The sequence below is a fragment of the Psychrobacter sp. UBA6739 genome (assembly GCF_002453835.1).
Taxonomy (GTDB): domain Bacteria; phylum Pseudomonadota; class Gammaproteobacteria; order Pseudomonadales; family Moraxellaceae; genus Psychrobacter; species Psychrobacter immobilis_A.
Genome location: NZ_DKHR01000010.1, coordinates 1 through 21,595, shown reverse-complemented (window position 1 = coordinate 21,595; position 21,595 = coordinate 1). Strand labels below are relative to the sequence as shown.

Below are 21,595 nucleotides of genomic sequence, written 5' to 3'. Positions count from 1 at the left end.
CGATTTCACTTTGATAGCCGTTTGGCATTTTCATAATAAAATCATGAGCAAAGGCATCTTTTGCGGCGCGCTCAACCTCCGCTTGGGTCTTATTGGCTAAGCCACCATAAGCAATATTGTTAAATACCGTGGTATTGAACAGAACTACTTGTTGATTGACCATCGCAATCTGCGCCCGTAAGCTCTCAAGCTTAATGTCTTCAATCGGTATACCATCCAAGGTAATTTGCCCAGAAGAGGTCGATAAGGTGCGCGTCAGTAAGTTTACTAAAGATGACTTACCAGCACCACTTCGCCCTACCAATGCAACCGTCTCACCCGCTCTTACATCTAACGTAAAGTCACGCAAAGCGACCGTTGAGTCAGGATAGACCAGACTGACATTATCCAGCTTGATTTCGCCCGTCAAAGCAGGGCTAAGCACACCAGTATCTGATTCTTCTGGCTCATCTAACAAGGCAAAAATCGACTCACCTGCCGCGATACCTTTTTGTAGTTTTTGATTGATGTCAGTCAATGAGCGTACCGGCTTGCTGAGCAAACCTGCAGCCGCGATATATGAGATAAACTCACCCGCTGAGATATTGTCTATCACCGATGGGCGTAGTGCGAGCCACACCACAACTGACATGGCGACAGCCATTAGCAGCTGTACTGCTGGCGTATTGATACTGTTGGTCACCACGACCTTCATGCCTTGGCGTAAGTTCTTTTTCGATGTTTTATCGAAGCGTGCGGCTTCGTATGCTTGACCGCCATAGTTTTTGACAACCTGATAGCCACCAATCACTTCATTGGTAATATGGCTGACATCACCCATCGTCTCTTGAATACCCTTAGACAACTTTAGATAACGCTTTGAGGCGATGCGAATAAGCCACAATATTGGCGGTAGCACAACGAATAAAATCAACGTCAAACGCCAATTGCTATAAAGCAAGAAACCTATCAAGGCGACGACTGTCAAACCATCCCGCAGTAGCGTCTTCATAGAGTCTGTACTAGCGGCGGTGACTTGCTCAACATCAAATATCAGCTTGGATGAAATGGTACCAGCAGGATTGGCTAAGTAAAAAGAGCTTGGCAGACGAAGCAATTTATTAAAGACTTCCACTCGCAGCTCATATACCAAATTACGTGAGACCAGAGCAGAATAATAATTACCCAAAAAGCTACCAACACCACGGACAAAAAACAGACCAATGATCAATAATGGAAATAAATCCTGTTTGCTTTGATCGTTCTGATTAATGGCATCGGTGATGTATTGAAGTAATTTGGCAATCCAAATCTCTGTCGCCGCATTAATCGCAAAGCCCAACACAGTAAGCATTAATGCCCACCAGTATGGTTTTAGATAACTCAGCAAACGCAGCAAGGTCTTATGTTTAGGTATGTTTGACGGCTCTGCTGATAATTTTTTAGCAGCAGTTTTTGCAGAGTCAGGTTGATATGCTTGGCTCATAAAAGCCTCAATTTGGGGGTCATAACATGAATGGACTGCGTTAAAATCACAGTTTTATAAGAGCATCTATCAATGGCACTAAAGTAGCTATAGGCTACTGCGGTAACGGCTGACCAAGTGGCACGACCGTACTGATATTAAGATTCAAAAATCCCAGTTTACCCGCAATGTCCATCACTCGCACAACCGATTGATGGGTGGCATTGGCATCCGCAGCAATAACAAATAGCATGTCACGATTACTACCAGCTTCTTGTTGTAGCATACTGGTCAACTCTGCCTCATTACTACTGGCAAGCGTTATACCGTTCACCAGATAACTGCCATCTTCTTGTACTGCCACTTCGATACTGTTTTTCTCTTCTGTCAGCGCGACACCTTCAGCTTCAGGAAGAATAATATTTAAACGACTAAAATGATTAAACGACGTGGCTAACAGCAAAAACACAATCAAAAATAATAAACAGTCAATCATCGGGGTTAAGTTAATTTCGAGCGGCTCAACAGTCGGTTTTCTAAAGCGCATATCACTCTCTTTAATTTACTGAATACTCATGTGCTTGATGGATTATTATAGCGTGCTGAACAGTCACAAATACTAAAAAATAAATGCTAAGAAGTGACGGCAACACCATTATTTGAGCTTAACCCATCCACTGCATACTCATTATCTACAACCTCAGCCGATGGCGCACGATGTGCAGGCACATTCAAGCCAGCAGTAGACGTATTTTCCAGCAAATGATAATCATACAACTCTTGAATCATTAGCCCCGCTTGCGTCTCAAACTGGGCATTAATATCGATAATACGGCGCTGAAAATAACGATAGGCAACCAGTGCTGGAATAGCCACGATCATACCAGCAGCAGTCGTAATCAACGCTTGTGACACACCAGCAGCAAGCATCGTTGGGTCTTGCATCGCCCCATCGGTAATCGCCAAAAATGACGAAATAATGCCTAACACCGTGCCTAACAACCCCAGTAGTGGCGCAATCGCCCCTATGGTCCCAAGCATATTGATGTTTTTTTCTAACTGATGCACTTGTACGCTAGCGCGGTTTTGCATATGCATCGTCATCGAGTCTAAGCCATATTGACGATACAGCAGCCCTGTCGCTAAAATATCTCCCAAAGGTGTTTTTTCTTTGACATTCATCAACTGTGTACGACCAATATCCCCATTCTCACGTAAGCGCGTGATTAGCTGTTCGCGCAATCTACTCGGAGCAACTTTATTAAACTGTAAGGTGTGACTACGCTCGATGATGATAACCAATGCCAATATTGAGCACACCACGATAGGTGTCATCAACCAACCACCCGCTTTTACCAACTCCCACATATTGACTCTCTTTTATATTTTTATAAAAATAGCGGCTATCAAAATATCTTAAATTTACAGTATCATGACAAACTTGTTAGCGATATCAAGCCTGTGCTTCTATGTGCTTAATTAAAGCTGCTAACTGATCTTGGTTATGGAAAAATATCTCAACACTACCTTGACCATCTTTTTTGTGTTTGAGTTTGACTTCAGCCCCTAACATATCTGTCAGTCTTTGCGTCAAGCGCTCAACCTCACGAGATTGCGTTTGCTCAGCACGATTGGCTTTCGGTACAGGCTGCAAGATCGATTTAACCAACTTTTCAGCGTCGCGTACCGTCATACCGCCGTCGATAATTTTTTGCGCGATAATCGGCTGCTGCTCAGAGGATAATGCCAAAAGCGTGCGCGCATGACCCATATCTAGGGCGCTATTTGCCAAATGATCTTTGACGGTATCATGCAGCTGATTGAGACGCAGCAGGTTTGATACGGTGGTGCGCGCCTTGCCAACGACTTCGGCAATCATCGCATGACTCATACCAAATTCAGTATGAAAGCGTTGTAATGCAGCGGCCTGTTCAATCACGGACAAATCTTCACGCTGGATATTTTCAATCAAGGCCAGTGCGATGGCAAGCTCATCCGATAAAGCACGTTCAATCGCTGGAATGACAGATTTACCTGCCATTTTTGCCGCTCGCCAGCGACGCTCGCCAGCAATGATCTCATGGGTAACGAATGCTTCACTCTTGTCTTCATTGGCCAATAACGGACGGATAACGATCGGTTGCATAACGCCATGCTGCTCAATCGAAGAAGCCAGCTCTGCAAGCGCCGTTTCACTCATATCACGGCGCGGCTGATACTTACCCGCTTGCAAACGCGTGACATCTATTTGCACCAAGCTGATCTGGTCTTCAGAGGCACTGGCATCCGTTCCATTAACACGACTCTTATTAACCGTACCTTTATTTATCGTGCGCGGCGACCGTGTGGTTCGACTGCTGGCAGTGGTGTCAGAGGCAATAGCTTTGGCCGTTGGTTTTTCACTGGTCTCATTACTATCAGATTGAGCAGGCGTGCTAATATTTAATCTATCAGCGTTTAGCGTTTCAGCTGGCAAAGTACTCTCACGCGCCGCCATGTCGTCTTGCAAGGCAGAGGCGGTGATTTGCTTTTCTTTTTTGATTGACCCCAATAAGGCATCTAAGCCTCGATTGGCAGCCAACCCTCTTTTCTTCGCCATGATTACCTATCCTCTAACGCTAAAATAAAAGCCAAATAATTATTAATACAGCTTACTCATTACTTATAAATACGATATTCAATGTTCGATATCTGTTTGGTCGCTTGTGCTTACAGTCTATCGTTGGCACTAAAAAAATATTAGTCACTTTGTTTCATGACTTCAGCCGCCAATTTTTGATAAGCGCGCGCACCTTTTGACCATCTTTCATAAGCGATGACTGGCAAACCATGTGCTGGCGCTTCTGCCAAGCGAATATTTCTTGGAATATGGGTTTTATACATAATATCGCCAAAGTGAGCTTCAAGCTCGGCAGACACGTCGCGAGCCAGTGTATTGCGTGCATCAAATAATGTTCTCACTACACCACGAATGTATAGCTTCGGATTCAACTCGGTTAAACGCTCAATCGTCTGCGACAAATCAGCCAAGCCTTCTAATGCATAATATTCGCACTGCATGGGAATAATAACGCTATCTGTAGCAACTAACGCATTAATCGTCAACAAATTCAAACTGGGTGCACAGTCTATAACCACATAATCGTAAGCAGGTTTTTTAGCAGCTATCTGATCATTAACCAAAGCCACCATTGCTGTTTTAAACAGCTCATGACTATCGGTCTTATTCATCAAGGTAATATCCATGCCAGCCAAATCACGATTGGCACCGATCACATCAAACCCCGCCGGACTAGTAACAATAGCATCAGACAGCGACACCCCATCCAATAATACGTCAGCGATAGTTAGCCCAAGCTCGTTTTTATCAACACCCGTACCACTGGTAGCATTGCCTTGTGGGTCTAAGTCAATCAGCAGTACATGCTTGCGCTTCGCAGCCAAGCTGGCGGTCAAATTCACTGCCGTCGTGGTTTTACCCACGCCGCCTTTTTGATTCGCAATTGCTATGATTTCCATACACTCACTCAATTTAATTAGGGTCTATTACTATTGTTTTACTTTTGGCTTACACAATCGATTTTTCACTAAACTTTGCATAGCATAGTACTCATAAGTGTAAACAGTACGAGTATCTCTATACAATTAGCACTATCTGTATCACCATATTTTGAATATCTTGCCATTCAGATATCAACAAAACCATGTGTCACCGACATGTATCATTTAAAAGGTGTTCATAGCTTAGACATTTTTATAGGACAATTCAATTAAATGACGACTATCATGTAAACGAGGCACTTTAAGCTTAATCGTCTTAATATGCCAGTCATTGTCCAGCGCTTGTAGTTCTTCATCGCTTGGCGCTTTGCCTTTCATCGCGCACAGGTAACCGTTATCTGCTAAGCGCGGCTGAGCCACTTCGACAAAATCGATCAAACTGGCAAAAGCTCTAGAAGTCACAACGTCATAGCTGGCTTCATGCGCCTCGATACGAGAAGCAATTGGCTGCATATTATTCAAGCCAAGCTCACTGCTGATTTGCTTAATAAAACGAATTTTTTTCTGATTACTATCAAGTGCGGTGCATTGACGCTCTGGCTGACAAATCGCAATGATAACCGCTGGCATCCCTGCTCCTGTGCCAATATCTAACAGTGACCCTGACGGTAAATGCGTTATAATAGCCAAACAATCAATTATATGTTTGATTAAAGCCTCTTCTGGATCAGTGATGGCGGTCAGATTATACGCTTTATTCCACAACAAAAGCTGGTCTAAGTACAATAATAATGTGCGCTGCTGCGTCTCACTCAAGGGTAGACTAAGCTCATCGACCGCTTGAGCCAAGGTATTCGCCAGCGCTGGCAACTGTGCGCCAAGCTTTACAAAGCCAGTCGGATCAATACGGATATTGCCCGTGTTAGCAGAGGATGAAGATGTTTTAGTAAAGTCTGACATACAACGAGTTATCCAGTTTTGACATGTGAACCGTCTATTTTATCATGCAGTCTGCCCATTGAATAGTTGCAGATTGCGCCAATGTGAGACATCTTATACTATCTGAGCCTATATTGAGGCGTTATTGTTCTTTAATCACGTCAAATGGATGATGAATGATTGCTTATATAGGCGTTTTTAACAAAGCTTGCTAATGATACAAAACTGCTTTTAATGATTTATTTAAAACACCGTTTTATCTTGTAAGATGTTTTTATGAACGATGCAAATTAACTAGAAAAAACCAAGTATTAGCACTCATTAGTAAACTTAATAGCACTTAATAACACTTAATAACTACGCCACTTTCTACAAACGATATAATTTATACCTATGACCAAACAGCCACACATTCCTACCTCTCAATTATCAAGAGACGCTAATAAAAAAGACGCTAATAATATGGCAACACCCATCATTGAATTAAAAAGTACCAAATCAGCAACACCGAATACACCGCATCCATGCTTTATTGATATCAAGCAGCGCTGCCTTGTCACCGCTGAGCAACTAAAACGCTATAGCGACCCTGATGAATTACCCTCGGATACCCGTACGGCACCAGATCTAGACGTGGGCTTTGGTCAGCAGCGTGCCCTAAAAGCCTTACAAACAGCTTTGGATATCAAAGCCAGTGGCTATCATGTGTTTGCTGCTGGTGAAAATGGCTTGGGCAAACGCACCGTCATCAGCCGCTTGCTAACGCGCATTGCCGCCGATGCATCCACACCTGACGACTGGGTATATGTGCATAATTTCACCGATCCACGTACCCCTTTAGCGCTGCGACTACCTGCGGGGCAAGCCTCCTTATTGCAGCAGCAAGTCAATCAATTATGGCAACAAGCCAAAAAACGATTGAGCCAACGCTTTCGTAGTGACCAATATCAAAGCAAAATCGAAGCCATCAAAAATGACACACATCAAAAAGAAAGTCAGGCTTATGATGTGCTCAATGCGGAAGGCAAACAATATGATTTGGCGTTGACGTTTCGCTCCTTTGATAATAAAGCGGTGTTTGTACATCCCAGTCAACTCGCGACAGAAACTAGTGGTGGTGATNNAAGCGAGCATTTCTAACACCGAGTATAACGATCCTACGAATGCAGAGCAGAATGAAAACAATACTGAATACGGCAATAGTGAATACGAAGCTGAGCTAAATAACTTTGTCCAAAAAAACCATATGCAAAAACGCTTAAGTCAGTTGACCATCGCGTTAGAGCAGTTAGAGGACGAAGCCAATGATGCGATAGAAGCTCTGCATCGCAATATTGCACGTCGTGCACTGCAACCGTTATTTGCCCCTGTTTATGAGCAATTTGCCAGTCACCCGCTGGTCATTGACTATCTCAAGACCGTATTTGCCGACATGGTTACGCATGTCGAGCGCATCGTCAATGGCGATGACGAAGAGTTTGTAACGGCAGTTTTGGCCACGACCCCAAGTCGCTATGCGGTCAACGTCATTGTCAGTCACACCCCAGAAGATGGTGCACCCGTCATCTTTGAGGACTTACCGACGCACTTGAACTTGTTGGGTCATGTCGAGCAAATCACCCAATTGGGCACGGTCACCACTGATGTCAGTATGATTCGAGCAGGTGCTCTGCACCGTGCCAATGGTGGTTATTTACTATTAGAAGCGAGTCACTTACTTGAGCATCCGTATGCCTGGCAGGGTCTCAAGCGCGCGCTACAATCACGCAAAATCAAACTCTCAAGCCTTGAACAAATGCTGACCTTAACAGGCAGCTTATCATTAGCACCTGCCCCCATTGACCTTGATGTTAAAGTGATTTTGCTTGGTGAAGCTGATTTATATTATGAGCTGTTAGAGCTTGAGCCTGAGTTTGATGCGGTCTTTAAAGTACGTGCGGATTTTCACGATGATGTGCCTCGCAGCAGTGAGCACGAATTGGCGTTAGTCGCAAAAATGGCTGACATCATTGATTATGCCAATCTCTATCCGTTTGATCGTAGCGCGCAAGCTGCCCTACTTGAGCATTTAAGCTTACAAGCAGAAGACCAAGACCGCTTAAGCTTGCACAGTGATTTATTAATCAAGCTATTGCATGAGTCTAACCGCCACGCGCATTTAAGCGGAAAAAACATTGTTAATGCCTATCATGTCACACAAGCCATCGATGATATGGACGAGCGTTCAGGATACCTGCGTGACCTCTATTGGGATGAGCTAAAAAACGGTCAGCAGCTTATTCAAACTCAAGGCAGCGCTGTCGGACAAGTCAATGCACTGACAGTGGTCAGCTATGCCGATAGCGAGTTTGGCATGCCCGCCCGCTTGACTGCCGTCATTCAACCAAATATCGGTACAGGTGAGATTCTCGATATCGAGCGTGATGTAGATTTGGGCGGTAGTTTACACGCCAAAGGCATGCTGATTATGACCAGCTATTTGCGCGCGTTATTCAGCCAACATCATGCGCTCAACTTTAGCGCCTCGCTCGCTTTTGAGCAAAGCTACGCCCACATCGATGGCGATAGTGCCACCGTCAGCGAAGGCTGTGCGCTGCTATCTGCCTTAGCAAACGTCCCGATTGATCAATCATTTGCCATTACTGGCTCTATGAACCAATTGGGCGAAGTGCAAGCGGTTGGTGGCATCAATTCTAAAATTGCTGGATTCTTTGATGCATGCCGCGAGCAAGAATTGACTGGGCAGCAAGGCGTGGTCATTCCAATGGCCAATGTCAAACAGCTCATGCTGCGTGACGACATCATTGCTGCCGTCAAAGCGAACGAATTTCATATTTATGGTGTCTATACACTGAGCGAAGCATTGACGCTGATGACTGGTTTACCTATCGATACCATGAATAAAAAAGGTCGCTATCGTAAAGACACGTTGTTTGGCAAAGTCTTAAGTCGTCTGATGTTATGGGATGAAAATCAAGATAGCAATGACGATGGTATTGATGATAAAAAGTCCAAAAAGAAAGATAAAAAGAAGCAGAAAGCAAAACGTCAAAAAAAACGGGACAAGAGAAAAAAAGAAAAATGTAAAGACAAGGCGGAGCATAACGAAGTCGTTATAAATGATGATCAAGGTATCAATCAAAGCCTCAATCAAGGTATCGATAACAATGCCACTAAAACGCCCATTGACGCCCTATAAGCTGATTTATAGTAAAATGTAGCTGTATCAAAACCAATCAATAAGTCAGTGTGCTAATTGAAGACATGCCCTAGACGCTACGATGCTTTTCTGCGATGATGAATGGTTAATACTCCGCTAAGCTATACAAAAGCCAACTCGTAATTTCATAAAGGTTATCGCTTAATGACTGTACATTCTACTGACGCCGACCACTCTCATGCTCAAACTAACTCTGTTGAGCAAGCTAATACTGTAGCGGCAGCGGACAGTCATGTCTCAGGAGATAGCCACGTCTCAGGAGATAGTAACGATAATCGCCATGGCGCGGCGACGACGGCGCGCCAGTGGCAAGTGCTATCGCAACTACAGCGCAACCGCTGGGTGGGCACAACCCATATCTACGAGCAGCTGATGATGGCAGGCTTTGACATCAGCCTGCGCACCGTTCAGCGCGACTTAAATGCGCTGGCAAAACGCTTTCCCATAGAGAAAAACAACGCCAACCCACAAGGCTGGCGCTGGCGTGATGACGCGCCACTCCAAAGCTTACCGCACATGAATCTATCGCAAGCAGTCGCCTTTAATATGGTTGAAGCCAATCTAACTCAGCTACTACCACCTGTTATTTTAGATGAATTATTTCCATGGTTTGACTTGGCAAGGCGGCAGCTAAAAAACAGTAAAGTCACCCATTCATGGATCGATAGAGTGCGTATTGAGCCTGCCACTCAGCCATTAATCGCGCCGCATATTGACTTGGATAGCAAAGACAATATTTACCATGCGCTATTTTATCAATTACAAATCAAAGCCTGCTATACCCGCAGCAATAAATCACAGGCCAGTGAATATCTTTTGAATCCTATAGCTATCATCCAGCGCGGTGTGATTATTTATCTGCTGGCAACTCGTACTGATGATCCAAACTTTACCATTCGTACCTTTGCCCTACATCGATTTGCTAGCGTTGACATTCTCGAAAGCGCCGCACAAACACCTGAGAGTTTCCAACTCGATACTTATTTGGATGCGGGTGGTATGGGCTTTAGCCACCCCTTATTCGGTGAGCTGCCTAATCATGGCAAAAACACCGCTATTGAGCTACAATTCACCAAACAAGCGGGCAAAAGCCTGACTGAAAGCAAGCTCAGTGACGATCAAACTGTTACGTTGGATGATAACACGCTGACCATTCAAGCCACTGTCAACCTAACTTCGCAACTGGTTTGGTGGTTACGTGGTTTTGGCAATGGTTTATTGAATGCCAAACCAGCATTGTTACATCAAGCCGTATTGGATAAGTTTTTTGATCATAAATAACAACTGCGGGTAATGACGTTCAAATTTAACCGTATTCAGACGATTACCACTATTTAAAAATGAAGAACGAAAGTAGATAAGGAATGTTATGCCGACCACTGCCTCATTGCCATTACTGTCAGACAGTTTAAGAGGACTGGGCTTAGACGCGGGAACCTTATTTTTTGCGCTAAACTATGAATTTACCAAGATTGAGCCAAAAGGCATGTTTAAGCGCTTTAAAAAAAACCAGAGCGCTATTGATATTGATTTGGCTTGCGTACTATATGACGACAATTGCACCATCAGTGATATCGTTTGGTTCAAACAATTGCGCGATAAAGCGGAATCAGTGAAACATCAAGGCGACAGTCTCAATGGCAAAGATCGCGGCGAACAAGCGATGTATTTGGCACCTCTTGACCAAGAGCAAATCAGGCTTTACTTAGATAAAATCCCAGCGCATATCACCCACATTGCTATGATAGCCAACTCTTACCACGGTCATCCGTTTTCAAGAGTCAAAAAAGGCGAGATTCATCTAAGTGATGATGAGGGCAATCGTTGTTTTGAAGTCAATCTAAAGCAACTGCCACGTGATTGTACGACGCTGTGGGTGGCACATTTACGCCGAGAAGTGGATGATTGGCATCTCACGCTGCAAAACCTACCCCTTCCTGCCGAAGATTTAGCAACGGCGGCGCAGCAAGTTGCCCATGAATTGGCCCGTGCGCTACCCATTCCACAAGCTATCTAAATACCATAAAATATCCGTTTATTGCTAATAAAAAGGGTGCAACGTTCTGATAACGTTGCACCCTTTTCTTACATATCCATTTTTTGAAACCTAAAGTAACCACTATAAAAAACTTACAGTGGCTCACCGCAATGTGGGCAAAAGTTCTTTTGTCGTTCTTCCACTTCTCTTTCACGGCGCTCAAGCTCTTGTTCGCGTAATACCTGTAATACGATATTTTGTGCCTGCTCTTTATCCAGTCCCAGCTCACGGCGAATCTTATCGATCATCATCTGATTTTTCACCAAATCAAAATCACTATCAATCAACTGTGCTCGAAAGTCCTGTTCAAGCTCTTCACGGCGCTGAGCAAGCTCATTTGCCAAACCAGTCGCTAAAATACCTGCAGGTAATGCCGCCAGACCCACACCTAATATGGTAATAACCGCACCCAATATTTTACCCGCATTGGTAATCGGCGTAACATCGCCATAGCCCACCGTCGTTAGCGTCACCACCGCCCACCACATCGCTTTAGGTATCGACTCAAATTCTTCTGGCTGGGCGTGGTTTTCAACCAAGTAAATGCCACTAGATGCCGTCACAATCATAATTATTAAAATAAAAATAACCGCTTGGAACGAGCCTTTTTCTTTGCTGATGACCACCAATAAGATGCGTAACGAAGCAAAATAGCGTGTCAGTTTGAGAATTCGGAATAAACGTAAAATACGTAAAAAGCGTAAATCAATCGTAACAAAGAAATTCAGGAAAGCTGGCGCAATGGCGACTAAATCAATCAACGCAGAAGGACTTTTCAACCACTCCCAACGCTGACGCCAAGTGGTGTTATCTGGTTTTTCCTCTGCCACACTCCACAAACGCAGCAAATACTCAATAGAAAACACCACGATAGAGAAATTTTCAAACCAAGTAAAATACTCTTGATAAGGGTAATACCAACTGTCAACCGACTCAGCAATGACCGCTGCTACATTGGTCATGATTAAAAATATTAAAAAATAGTCAACGCAACGGCTAAACAGCGTATCGTGCTCATCATTTTGCAGAATATCGTAAACGAAAAGACGCAAGCGCCGTATAGATTGGAATAGCATGCCGTCCCTATGCGGTGAAACACCGGTCTTATATTAATAGAATAAAGCAGTCATCACAGAATATGACATTAATTCTCGGTCACCATCAGTATTTTATACCCATCACTACTTAGCGATTTAGTGCTCTTAGAGTATTACTAATGAAAGGACTGGCTTATTTAGTATGAATCATGATCGGTGATTATACTAAATTTAAATAATACATGTAGGCAAACAAAATTAGCACCAGCACAATGGCGATGATAGCAAAGCGTAAAAATCGTTCGTCAGCGCGTAATTGCTGACTGATATCTTGAGCAGGCAGCAAAAATAAGTTGCATTCAGGACAGCAAGAGTCCATCCGATCCAATATCGTTACAGAACGTGCGTTTGTGCAGCGTAGAGGAGAATTACTACAATAGCCAAGCATAATATATTACCCCTCTTTTCCCAATCTCGTTATTCATTCGAAAAGTAATGAGACTATCATTACCGACTCTAAGTTTTTGACATTTTAACATTCTAAAAATATCAGCGAGAGTTTAACATCATTGACTATAGCCCAAACTCTAACTCATTACATCTATATAACATCGGTATGACAGAACCTAAGTCCTGCCTCACAAACACTAACTGTCCTAAATAATTTTTAATTACCTCGACAAATATACCTTTTACGATAAATTTATGCCATAAAAGCCATTAATATGCGTTTAAAACCTTACAGTAAATATGGTTTTGTATTATAATAGCGTTGTAATGTTACAGGTTAGTCAATAATCATAACATTGTGTATCGGTACCTAATGTCATCCCTCGTTAGATAGCCACCGATAATCTTCTATCACGTTAAGGAATCAAATGATGAAACTACAATCCCTAGTTTTAGCCACTGCTACTGCACTTACTATGACCACAGCATTTGCTGTACCAGCTGGTACTTGGTCTGTCGCTGCTGGCGCTCACATGGTTGACCCAAAGAGCGATAACGGTACTCTGGCAGATGGCACTATTGGTGTCGACGTAGACAGTGATGTTCAACCAACCATTAGCGGCGAATATTTCGTTGCCAATAACATTGGTATTGAATTACTAGCGGCTACACCATTCCATCATGACATTACCTTAACTGCTGGCGATGCTACTATCGATGCTAAAACTCAGCATTTGCCACCGACTCTATCGGTACAGTATCACTTCGATGGCTACAACATGCCTATGAATGTGAAACCATTTGTTGGTGTTGGTGTGAACTACACTACTTTCTTTAAAGAAAAAATCTATAGCGATGCTTTCGAAAAATTAGAACTTGATGACAGCGTTGGCGTTGCTGGTCACATTGGTCTTGACATACCTTTTGCCCCAACTGAATACTTCCGTATTGATGCTCGCTATATGGACATCAAAACAGACGCCAGCGTAAAAGCTAATGGTGAGACCATTGAACTTGGTGAAGTTGACATCAGCCCTTGGGTATATGGCGTTGCTTTTGTTAAGACTTTCTAATATAACATAAAGTAATGTGAATAAAAAAAGCTGGCTTAATCGCCGGCTTTTTTGTATCTAAAGTTTAAGCGGCAATGATTATAGATAAAACGATTGTGCTAAAGTCATTAACTGCTAAAAATCTGGTGACTATTAGTATCAAATTTTAATCATAAAAAAAGACCATCCTAAGACAGTCTTCTTTTTTCAGAGCCTTTCAGTACAAACGATTCTTATAGCAAAATACGGCGCGGATCAGCCAGCAATGTTGCGATATAGCGGGTAAATACGGCAGCATCTGCGCCATTAATCACACGGTGATCGTAAGACAATGATAATGGCAACATGAGACGCGGCTCAAAGCTTTGCTTCTCAGCATCCCAACGTGGCTGCATGCTTGCCTCAGACACACCTAAAATACCCACTTGAGGCCAATTTACTAATGGCGTAAAGGCAGTACCACCCAAGTTGCCTTGGCTTGATATGGTAAAGCTTGCGCCTTGCAAATCTTTAGTAGTGAGTTTTTTGTCACGCGCTTTTACCGCAAGCTCACCAATTTCAATGGCGATTTGCTTCAAGCCTTTATCCTGCACATTCTTGATAACAGGTACGATGAGACCATCATCCGTTGCCACCGCGATGCCCATATTGACACTTTTACGCAAGATAACTTGGGTATTGTCATCGTTTAAATGACTGTTAAAACGTGGATGCTGCGTTAACGCATAGGCCGTCGCTTTGACCACGAACGCTAAAATCGTGAAGCCGATACCTTCTGCTTTCATGCTACCTTTTAGCTCGCCACGCAGTTTTTCTGTCTCAGTGATATCAGACAAATCAAACTGGGTCACTTGTGGCAACAAGGTATTGTAGTTGAGCTGCGGTATCGAGACTTTTTGTAGACGGCTAAGGTCTTGGGTTGTTGTTTCACCCCAAATCTCAACGTTACTCATGTCAGGTAAGCTTGGCAGGCTAGCGCTGGCTACATTGCCACTGGCAGGCGCCGCTTTTTGAGTGCTTAAGCTTTCTTTAACATGCGCAAACAAGTCTTCTTTTAGAATGCGATCATTTAGCGCTGAACCATTCACTTGGGTGATATCGACACCTAACTGACGCGCCAGCTTACGTACGGCTGGACCTGCATATACGTCAACCAACTTTTCATTGACCTGTGCTTCAGTCAACTTGTCAGCTTGCTTACTAGCGACCGCATTAGGCGTTGACGGTTTTTCTGCCTGTTTTGGCTCACCCGTTGTTTTGGCAGCAGCTTTCTCTTCTAATTTGGCTGGTGCTGAATGCTTTGGCTCAGTGCTATCTGATGTAGACTCACTTGTATCAGCAGCATCTGCACCACTACTCATGATAACGATAAAGTCTTGACCATTAGCAACCATGTCACCTGTTTCAACCAGTATTTTTTCAATCTTACCAGCGACTGGTGCGGGTACTTCTACCGATGCTTTGTCAGATTCAATCAATAGGATTGATTGATCCGCAGTCACGATGTCACCAACACTGACCATGATTTCAGAAACTTGCGCTTCATCGACACCTAGATCAGGTAATGCATGAGTGGTCGATTTACCAGCGTTAGACGCAGGCTTGTCATTAGAGTCAGACGAGGCTGATTCAGTTGCCGCAGGCTCAGCCTTTGTTTCTGGCTTAGCAGCCGTTTCATCTGCCTTTTGCTTCTCGTCAGCAGCGCTATTTTCTTTAGTGTCTACATTGCTTTCTGCACTGTCTTCTACGCTTTCAAGCTCGATAAGCACCATACCTTCACTGACCTGATCACCAACAGCAACGCTGATTTTGGTGACTTTACCAGCAGCAGAGCTTGGCACTTCAACCGAGGCTTTATCAGATTCTAATAGAATGATGTTGTCATCTTTTGCGATGACATCACCCACTTCTACCATAATTTCGCTGACTTCGGCGCTATCAACACCCAAATCGGGGGCTTTAATATCCATGATTTATCTCCTAGTCTTATGATTATTATTCTTTGACATCACCGTTATTAAGTAAAGTCGCATCCGCTTGATCTTCAGCCCGACCCTCATTGCTGATTTCATCATCATCTTCAGCGACAAATTCAGGGACAGGATTTGGATTGACATTACCAGGTGCTGGTGCATCGGGAGAATGATCATAATAAGGCTGTTGTTGCCATGCAGGTGGCTGATCCACATCGATGCCTAAGCTTGAAATAGCATCTTTCACCAAACGCATCTCAACTTCACCCTCATCCGCTAGGCGTTTGAGCGTCGCAACCACGATATGAGCCGCATCCACATTGAAGAAACTACGCAAATTTTCACGAGTATCAGAACGACCATAGCCATCCGTTCCTAAAGTCGTATAAGGACGATTATCTGGCAACCAAGCACGGATTTGCTCTGAATAATTGCGCATATAGTCCGTAGCCGCAACGACGATACCTTCGTGCGGTGCTAATTGCTCAGTGACCCATGGCACACGCTCTTCGTCCATTGGATGCAAGCGATTGTAGTCATCACAGACCATACCGTCACGAGTCAACTCGTTAAAGCTGGTCACGCTCCAGACGTTGGAGGTGATATTGAACTCATCTTTTAGAATCTGCGCCGCTTTTTGTACTTCACGTAAAATAACGCCAGAGCCTAATAGCTGCACTTGGGTTGAACCATTGTCTTCAAGCAAATACATACCGCGCTTGATGCCTTCCTCGGCGCCTTCTGGCATCGCAGGTTGCTCGTAGTTTTCATTCATTAGCGTTAAGTAATAATAAACGCGCTCGCCTTCACCGTACATACGGCGTAGGCCATCATGCATCACAACCGCTAGCTCATAACCAAAGCAAGGATCATAAGTCACACAGTTAGGCACAACGTTAAATAGAATCTGTGAATGGCCATCTTGATGCTGCAATCCTTCGCCGTTCAATGTGGTACGACCAGCTGTTGCACCGAGTAAGAAACCCTGTGCTTGACAATCGCCTGCCGCCCAAGCCAAGTCACCCACTCGCTGGAAACCAAACATTGAGTAATAGATATACATCGGAATCATCGGCAACGCGTTCACAGAATAACTGGTTGCAAGCGCAATCCACGTACTCATTGCGCCCGCTTCGTTGATACCTTCTTCTAACATGTGACCGTCGATGGCTTCTTTGTAGCCCATCAAAGCTTCACTGTCTTCTGGCGTATATTTTTGACCAACCGCAGAGTAGATGCCCAATTGACGGAACATACCTTCTAAACCAAAAGTGCGTGCTTCATCAGGTACAATCGGCACGACGCGATCTTGGATGTCTTTGTTTTTCAGCATGGCTGACAATAAGCGCACAAATACCATCGTCGTTGATTGCTCTTTACCATTGCTGCCTTTTAATACCCGATCAAACATTGACAGTTCAGGAATATTCAATGGGATATGCCCACTGCGGCGATTTGGCAAATGACCACCTAGCGCTTCGCGGCGACCTTTAAGATACTTCATCTCCGCTGAACCTTCTTCAGGGCGATAGAATGGTAGCGTCTCTAGCTGCTCGTCAGTAAATGGTAAATCAAAGCGATCACGGAAATACATCAACGCTTCTTGATCGAGTTTCTTAATCTGATGTGATTTATTGACCGCTTGTGTTTGAGCCGATAAGCCATAGCCTTTAACGGTTTTGACTAAAATAACGGTTGGCTGACCTTTGGTTTTCATCGCTTCACTGAATGCAGCATACACTTTCATTGGATCATGACCACCACGATTCAAGCGCGAGATATCCTCATCAGATAGCGCATCAGCCATCTCTTCTAACTCAGGATATTTACCAAAGAACTCTTTGCGAGTGAACTCAGCTGTACGGGCTTCGTATAGCTGATACTCACCATCGACCACTTCTTCCATACGATGTTTGAGCACGCCAGTTTTATCATTGGCAAGTAAGCTGTCCCATTTACCACCCCAGATAACTTTAATCACACGCCAGCCAGCACCGCGGAACACAGACTCTAGCTCTTGGATAATTTTACCGTTACCACGGACTGGACCATCAAGACGCTGTAAATTACAGTTGACAACCCAGATTAGGTTATCTAGCTTTTCACGACCAGCGAGAGAAATCGCGCCTAAGCTTTCTGGCTCATCCGTTTCACCATCACCCAAGAATGTCCAAATCTTACGACCTTCTTTCTCTAGCAAACCGCGGTTTTCCATATAGCGATGTACATGCGCATGATAAATCGACATGATCGGACCAAGTCCCATCGATACGGTTGGGAACTGCCAATAATCTGGCATGAGATATGGATGCGGATAGCTTGATAAGCCTTTGCCGCCGACTTCACGACGGAAATTATCCAGCTGATCTTCGGTCAATCGACCTTCTAAATAAGAACGCGCATAAATACCGGGTGCTGAGTGACCTTGATAATAAATCATGTCACCACCGAAATGATCGCTGGCAGCACGGAAAAAATGGTTAAAACCTGTCTCATATAGCGTGGCACTAGAAGCGAATGTCGCTAAGTGACCACCCAAATCGTCGTCATTTTTGTTTGCACGCATGACCATGGCCAATGCGTTATAGCGAATCAAAGCACGGATTTTGCGCTCAATAGTTAGATCGCCAGGGTACATCGGTTCATCTTCAACGGCGATGGTATTGATATAAGCGGTATCGAGACGATTGAACGGCAGGTCTTCTTGAACTGCCATGTTGTATAAAGCTTTTAGCAGAAACTGAGCACGATCTTTGTCTGCATGTTTGATAACAGATTCAAACGCTTCCAGCCACTCTTGGGTTTCGGTGCTATCAGCATCCTTATAATAATTCATCACTATTGTCCTTTTTTATCAGTCAGTCCTGCCCGAAGACAGGATATTATTAAATCAAAGTGTTACTTCAATATTGTCGTGCGGGAATAATTTTCTCAATGACTTCCTTGTTAATTTTAAGAAGTGAGATTTATAGTAGGGTGCGGTTATGCGGCAGTATTTGACCAACTCATAATCTGGAGCAGCCTCACATAGCCAAAATAAAAACAGCGCTACTATCTATCGCATATGAACTGAGTATTTAAAAGTGGTTAGATAATAAAATGCTAACCCAACTTTTATAGTCAATTATCAAATGATAATAACTCTTTATTATAGGCTCTTATGCTGCAGTTGTTTATAGCTGTAAAGAAATGGTGATATGACAAGTATTTTTGAAATAAATAATCATTAGTTTTTTTAGAAATGTTTCAAAGAAATATAAGGATTGTTTGCTAACGAGCTGACATCTATAACTAGATACTGTAGCTGGTCATGAAATATCTGCCATTCATCCACTTCGTAGGACTTTTACGAAATTATTGCTTAATATGTTAAGTTACGTAATATATACATTATTTTAGTTAGTGAAATAATTGAGGACTAGTTAAACGCTTATAGCAAGTTTTAGCTTTTTATAGGGATAACCATATGCATAAAATGCCATACGTTCTAAATTCAATAATTTCACAACTATTCAGTGAATATATATATCGGGTGCTGGCATTGATAGCTGCTACGGGCTTGATGTTGGTTAGTAATGGCGCCTTTGCGGCTGACCCCAATCCTTTTGAGTCTTCTCCAACTTCTGACTTGGCAAGTTGCCCTGTGAATCATAAAATGTACTATATTGGTGCTAATGCTCCTACCCCTACTAAAGACTATCCCGTAACCTCGCAACCTCTTGACTGGACTGCTGGAAGTGATAATAGAACTTTTACTTTTACAGAAGGCTCAGATAAAAAAGCATTTGTAATCTATTTTCCTCTACTTTTGGACTTGAATACTAATTATGGTGGTACCCCGCCCTTCTTTGGTTCTATTAATGGTGCCACTACGTCAGCATTGAATCTAGTCCACAACTCTCCTTCGATCAAAAATAATCATAGTCTGAATGTAAGTATCAATCGATCGGTGAGTAAAGTTGGATACAAGATACAAGATTTAGATTCTACAATTAGTTCTAGACAAGTACCTTATATTGAGGAGGTTGATGTTTCTGCTAATCGAGGACAGTTGACATTTAATACAAGTTTTCATACAAGAAATCCTGCTGGTAATGTTGTGACAGCTCGTTCAGGACTCAACTGCGGTGTTGGAGGATGTACTATAGACGCTGCTTGGAACTACAGTATTGCGAATACTACTCTAAACCTTAAGCACAACAACACTCTTACACAAACAAATAGCCCACACGCTATCGGCTACTCCGACTTTTATTTTTGTCTAGCACCACCGAAACTCATTGTGAAAAAAGTGTTAACTGGTACTCGTTTTAACGACAGTGATACTAAGCGTGACCAATTTAATATTAAAGTAGCTGGTGGAAAATTAACTCCTGATAGTCAAGGCTCTACAGCGTCTTTTACAACAACAGGGGCAGGTTCGACCATAACTAATGGAAGCACTGTTACCCCATTGGAATTAGCCCCAAGTACAATCTATACCATATCTGAGAATATAATAAATGGTGATGCTACTAACTATAATACTAGCTATGTCTGTAGCAATGCAACGACTGGTAGCAACTCAAGCACGCCTTCTGGAAACACAAGCTCTTTTACGTTATCAAACTTAAACTATGGTGACGAGGTTACTTGTATTATTACCAACACACCAAAATCTTATAGCTTTTCAGGCATCGTGTTTAACGACAATGGTAAAATCATAAACCCCACTAAAGACGATGTATCCGATAAATATCTAAATAACAATCTTTACTTCAACGGTAAATACGATTCACCAACTGAATCTGGCATTCCTTTTACTACAGGTCATACTATCACCCTAAATAAATGCGCAGGTGATACGGGCACGTTTACATCTCAAACTATGAACATCAATCCTGATGGAACCTATAGTTTCACTCTGACACCTGCACAGCTTGGAAGCAATACGAGGCTCTGTGCTACTCAGAATGAACCTAATAATTACACATACTCTGTGGACACTACGAGCAATGTGCAACAAATAAACATTAAAAATAATACATTTAATTATCCTGATAACAACTTCGGTGATGTTATTCAAGATAATGCAGCTCTAGTACTGTTCAAGAGTCAATATGTCCATGATTGCAGCTTGACTGACCTGACGACCATTAGTGTTAATTATACGGGTAGCGCCAGTACTGTTTATAGTACAAACCCAATATCTAACATCATACCAGGCCAGTGTATCGCTTATAGGATTGAAGCGGTTAACCGTGGTAATGTGCCTTTGACAGATATCATTATTAGAGACATATTACAGAAAAAAGGAGAAAATGGTGCTCTTGTAACGTCTACTTTAGCCACGCCTACACCTATTGGAGAAAACAGCGGTGTGCCTTCTTTTTCTAATAGCTCAGTATCGATTGGTAATAATGGTCAAGTGCTAACTAATGGCTTCCCGCTAGGAATTACCAGCTCCGATCGCCGTCGAGCTATTCGCTTCAACACCAAATACGGCACTACTGTGAATCCTTAGTAACTATTCCCCCTTGCTATATTATCAACTCTAAAGAATATTTTTTACTGACAAAAGCCCTATCTCTATAGATAGGGCTTTTACCGTTTGTGTACTCCAAAATACCATTTGTCGTTTTTGTGGTGAATATTTGTATTGTTTGCGTGACAATCATATTAAGGAACAATTCTAACTTTATCAGCATCTCTTATTCATAGTTGATTGCAGTTTTTACATTGCATGGGACGAAGTCAAGATTGACTTGATAATAATGGTTTAAGCAAGGAATACGATATGAAAGGTTTTAATTTTTTACGCAGTGCCATATTAGCAAGCTTAGCGTCGGTAATAGCACTAAGTGCTGCTCACGCCAATGATGCCTTAAAAATGGATTTAACAGCCAATCAAGTCACCAAAAACGCTGAAGGTAAGATCTGAACCGCCCCGAGTATATCGGAG

The 21,595-nt window shown here is 43.0% G+C and carries 14 protein-coding genes and 1 pseudogene; 6 read left to right on the top strand and 9 right to left on the bottom strand.

Going from position 1 to position 21,595, the window contains the following annotated elements:
* The 6 genes from B2575_RS03045 to rsmG all read right to left on the bottom strand — a co-directional run.
* A partial coding sequence (locus B2575_RS03045; RefSeq protein WP_296240080.1) for an ABC transporter ATP-binding protein occupies positions 1-1,465 on the bottom strand: 1,465 nt, incomplete at its 3' end.
* 94 nt (positions 1,466-1,559) lie between these two features.
* On the bottom strand, positions 1,560-1,991 hold the full coding sequence (locus B2575_RS03040; RefSeq protein WP_025651795.1) for an ExbD/TolR family protein: 432 nt from the start codon (positions 1,989-1,991) through the stop codon (positions 1,560-1,562).
* Positions 1,992-2,077: 86 nt separating this feature from the next.
* Positions 2,078-2,812 carry a MotA/TolQ/ExbB proton channel family protein gene (locus B2575_RS03035; RefSeq protein WP_270895082.1) on the bottom strand — a complete coding sequence of 245 codons (735 nt, stop codon included), beginning with the start codon at positions 2,810-2,812 and terminating at the stop codon, positions 2,078-2,080.
* 85 nt (positions 2,813-2,897) lie between these two features.
* A complete protein-coding gene (locus B2575_RS03030) occupies positions 2,898-4,043 on the bottom strand; it encodes a ParB/RepB/Spo0J family partition protein (RefSeq protein ID WP_296240079.1) in 1,146 nt (381 codons plus the stop codon).
* Positions 4,044-4,183: 140 nt separating this feature from the next.
* Positions 4,184-4,963 (bottom strand): ParA family protein, encoded by a 780-nt coding sequence (locus B2575_RS03025; RefSeq protein ID WP_296240078.1) that lies wholly within the window; start codon positions 4,961-4,963, stop codon positions 4,184-4,186.
* A gap of 225 nt (positions 4,964-5,188) precedes the next feature.
* Positions 5,189-5,905 (bottom strand): 16S rRNA (guanine(527)-N(7))-methyltransferase RsmG, encoded by a 717-nt coding sequence (gene rsmG, locus B2575_RS03020; protein WP_296240077.1) that lies wholly within the window; start codon positions 5,903-5,905, stop codon positions 5,189-5,191.
* A 516-nt stretch (positions 5,906-6,421) separates the two neighbouring features.
* Here rsmG and B2575_RS03010 point away from each other — a divergent pair.
* The 3 genes and pseudogenes from B2575_RS03010 to B2575_RS03000 all read left to right on the top strand — a co-directional run.
* A pseudogene (locus tag B2575_RS03010) lies at positions 6,422-9,083 on the top strand (AAA family ATPase); the annotation flags it as partial.
* A gap of 165 nt (positions 9,084-9,248) precedes the next feature.
* Positions 9,249-10,385: a helix-turn-helix transcriptional regulator gene (locus tag B2575_RS03005; protein WP_296240074.1), complete on the top strand. Its 1,137-nt coding sequence runs from the start codon at positions 9,249-9,251 to the stop codon at positions 10,383-10,385.
* Positions 10,386-10,473: 88 nt separating this feature from the next.
* Positions 10,474-11,121, top strand: a complete 648-nt coding sequence (locus B2575_RS03000) for a TerD family protein (RefSeq protein WP_045452128.1) — start codon at positions 10,474-10,476, stop codon at positions 11,119-11,121.
* 113 nt (positions 11,122-11,234) lie between these two features.
* On the opposite strand, the gene B2575_RS02995 is transcribed toward B2575_RS03000, so the two are convergent.
* A complete protein-coding gene (locus B2575_RS02995) occupies positions 11,235-12,218 on the bottom strand; it encodes an ion transporter (RefSeq protein WP_296240073.1) in 984 nt (327 codons plus the stop codon).
* A gap of 842 nt (positions 12,219-13,060) precedes the next feature.
* Between B2575_RS02995 and B2575_RS02990 the strand changes: the two genes are divergently transcribed.
* On the top strand, positions 13,061-13,702 hold the full coding sequence (locus tag B2575_RS02990) for an OmpW/AlkL family protein (protein WP_238035262.1): 642 nt from the start codon (positions 13,061-13,063) through the stop codon (positions 13,700-13,702).
* Between the two features lie 212 nt (positions 13,703-13,914).
* Here B2575_RS02990 and B2575_RS02985 read toward each other — a convergent pair whose 3' ends face one another.
* Positions 13,915-15,651: a 2-oxo acid dehydrogenase subunit E2 gene (locus B2575_RS02985; RefSeq protein WP_296240072.1), complete on the bottom strand. Its 1,737-nt coding sequence runs from the start codon at positions 15,649-15,651 to the stop codon at positions 13,915-13,917.
* A 25-nt stretch (positions 15,652-15,676) separates the two neighbouring features.
* The gene (gene aceE, locus B2575_RS02980; protein WP_055124237.1) at positions 15,677-18,490 is read right to left on the bottom strand and encodes a pyruvate dehydrogenase (acetyl-transferring), homodimeric type; all 2,814 of its coding nucleotides are present in this window, start codon (positions 18,488-18,490) and stop codon (positions 15,677-15,679) included.
* Positions 18,491-19,120: 630 nt separating this feature from the next.
* Here aceE and B2575_RS02975 point away from each other — a divergent pair.
* Together B2575_RS02975 and B2575_RS02970 are read left to right on the top strand one after the other, a co-directional pair.
* The gene (locus B2575_RS02975) at positions 19,121-21,157 is read left to right on the top strand and encodes a hypothetical protein (RefSeq protein WP_296240071.1); all 2,037 of its coding nucleotides are present in this window, start codon (positions 19,121-19,123) and stop codon (positions 21,155-21,157) included.
* A gap of 273 nt (positions 21,158-21,430) precedes the next feature.
* The gene (locus tag B2575_RS02970) at positions 21,431-21,574 is read left to right on the top strand and encodes a hypothetical protein (RefSeq protein ID WP_296240070.1); all 144 of its coding nucleotides are present in this window, start codon (positions 21,431-21,433) and stop codon (positions 21,572-21,574) included.
* Positions 21,575-21,595: the final 21 nt, after the last annotated feature.